This window comes from Kitasatospora sp. NPDC004615 (assembly GCF_042873545.1).
Taxonomy (GTDB): Bacteria; Actinomycetota; Actinomycetes; order Streptomycetales; family Streptomycetaceae; genus Kitasatospora.
This window is the reverse complement of record NZ_JBIALQ010000001.1, coordinates 982271-984723: the sequence shown is the minus strand read 5'-3', so window position 1 is coordinate 984723 and position 2453 is coordinate 982271. Positions and strand designations below refer to the sequence as shown.

The 2453-nt window shown below is 70.9% G+C and carries 3 protein-coding genes; 2 read left to right on the top strand and 1 reads right to left on the bottom strand.

Annotation, left to right across the window (positions count from 1 at the left end):
- Positions 1 to 254, bottom strand: a 254-nt coding sequence (locus ACFYS8_RS04435; RefSeq protein ID WP_387635579.1) for a hypothetical protein, incomplete at its 3' end; no start/stop codon positions are given.
- A gap of 367 nt (positions 255 to 621) precedes the next feature.
- Between ACFYS8_RS04435 and ACFYS8_RS04430 the strand changes: the two genes are divergently transcribed.
- Together ACFYS8_RS04430 and ACFYS8_RS04425 are read left to right on the top strand one after the other, a co-directional pair.
- A complete protein-coding gene (locus ACFYS8_RS04430) occupies positions 622 to 1047 on the top strand; it encodes a WXG100 family type VII secretion target (RefSeq protein WP_387635577.1) in 426 nt (141 codons plus the stop codon).
- Between the two features lie 3 nt (positions 1048 to 1050).
- Positions 1051 to 2453, top strand: a 1403-nt coding sequence (locus ACFYS8_RS04425; RefSeq protein ID WP_387635575.1) for a WXG100 family type VII secretion target, incomplete at its 3' end; no start/stop codon positions are given.

Sequence of the window (2453 nt, the reverse complement as noted above, 5' to 3'; positions counted from 1 at the left end):
CATGAGGCGATGCCTTCGATGCCTGCCGAGATGGGGCGGTTGAAGTCGTCGGAGGGTGTGCCTCTGCATGAGGCGATGCCTTCGATGCCTGCCGAGATGGGGCGGTTGAAGTCGTCGGAGGGTGTGCCTCTGCATGAGGCGATGCCTTCGATGCCTGCCGAGACCGCGCGGTTGAAGGCGTCGGAGGGGGTTCCGCTGGGGGACACGATCCCGGCGATGTCCGCCGAGGCAGGGCGGTTGAAGTCGAGTGGCACCCCGCTCCCGGAGGGGGTGCCGGCCACGCCCGGTGTGCCCCTGACGCCGGCGGCGGAGGCGGGGCAGCTGAAGTCGCATGGGACTCCGCTCCAGCCGGGGGTGCCGGCCACTCCTGGTGTGCCCCTGACGCCGGCGGCGGAGGCGGGGCAGCTGAAGTCGCATGGGACTCCGCTCCAGCCGGGGGTGCCGGCCACTCCTGGTGAGCCCCTTACGCCGGCGGCGGAGGCGGGGCAGCTGAAGGAGCGCGGGACCCCGATCCAGGAGGGGGTGCCGCGACAGTCGACCGAGGCCGGGCAGCGGGCGGGAGCGGCCAACGGCACCAACGCGGGCTCGGACACGGGCAAGGGGGCCGGGCAGGGGTTCCAGGTGAACCCTGATCAGTACAAGGCGGCGGTCTCGCCAGTGCTCTCCGCGTCGGAGCAGATCGCGTCGCTGGCCTCCCGGATGACGTCGTACCTGCCTTCGATGGAGGGCCAGAACCCGTGGGGCAACGACGAGTCGGGCAAGAAGTTCGCCGAGGGTGAGAACGGTGAGAACAGCTACCTGGAGTACAGCCACAACACCCTGAAGACGCTTCAGAGCCTGGTCAAGGAGGTCCGCGACATCGCGGACGGCCTGAAGAAGATGGGCGAGAGCTACGACACCGCCGAAGAGGGCGCGACCAGCTCCTTCACCGGCATGGACGGCGGACAGGCTCCGATGCCGCAGTCGCCCGGTACGGCGCCGACCGCGCCGTCCCACGTCCGCCCGATGTTCACCCCCGGTACGACCGGCTCGACTGGAAGGCACTGACCCATGGCTGTCGAACTCCCGGAGCCCCTCCAGTGGGTGCTCCTGCTGCTCGCCGGCTGCCGGTGGCCGGAAGCAGACGAAGACCAGCTGCGTGACATGGCGGACGAGTGCCGCAAGGCGTCCGAGACGCTGCGGGACGCCACCCAGGGTGTGGACGCGGCCATCAAGCGTGCGCTGGAGGGCCAGCAAGGCGCAGCCGCCGACGGGCTGAACAAGTTCTGGGCCACCTACACCGTCGGCAAGGGCACCGATGACGACCCGGGCCGGCTGACCGCGACCATCAACGCGCTCAGCGGCATGGGTGACATGCTGGAGAACATGGCCAACTCGGCCGAGACGGCGAAGATCCAGATTGTCGCCCAACTCGGCATTCTGGCATTCGAGTTGGCGACCGCTGAGGCGGAGGCTCCGGTCACCGCGGGTGCGTCGATGCTCCAGGTGCCCGGGTTCATCGCGGCGGCGCGGACGTTCGTCACCAAGACCCTGAAGACACTTGTGCTCGACTTGGCCAAGATGGCGGCCAAGCAGGCCGCCCAGATGGCCGCGATCAACCTGATGGCGCAGGGCATCGAACTCGCCGAGGGCCACCGCAAGAGCATCGACTGGAAGGAAGTCGGCGACAACGCCAAGGGCGGCGCCATCGGCGGCGCCGCCGGTGGCCTGATCGGCAAGGGCCTGGGCGCCGCGGCCGGCAAGGTCGGCCTCGGCGGCGCCGCCAACTCGCTCGGCGGCAAGATGGCGATCGGCGCGGCCACCGGCGTCGGCGCGGACGCCGCCACCCAGTACCTCACCACCGGCAAGGTCGACACCTCCTCGCTCCTCGGCTCCGGCCTCTCCGGCGGTGCGGGCGTCGGCCTGCACCACGGTGCCGTCAAGATGAACACGCACGCCCCCGCGCCCAAGCCCGGCGACGCCCCGCACATCTCCGGCCCCGTCGGCCCCGGCGAGGGCGGCCGCCAGGACGGCCCGCCGAAGTTCACCAAGCCGGATACCTCTTCGGGCGGCGACAGCTCCTACCACGGCCCGTCCGGCGACAGCGGAAGCTTTAACTCGGGCTCCAGCGGCTCGGGTTCGAGCTCCAGTGGTTCGGGCTCCAGTGGTTCGAGTTCGGGTTCGGGTTCGGGTTCGGGTTCGGGTAGGTCGAGTGGCTCAGGTTCGGGTGGCTCGACGGCCGGCGGCCTGTCCCCGTTCGGCTCCGGCCGCACCAGCGGCGACGCCCCGCCGTCCCACTCCGAGACGGGTGGTGGCCGGAGCCACGAGCAGGCTCCGCCGCCGTCGCACGAGCAGTCGGGTGGTGGCCGGAGCCACGAGCAGGCTCCGCCGCCGTCGCACGAGCAGTCGGGTGGTGGCCGGAGTCATGAGCAGGCTCCGCCGCCGGCGCATGAGCAGTCCGGTGGCGGCAGGAC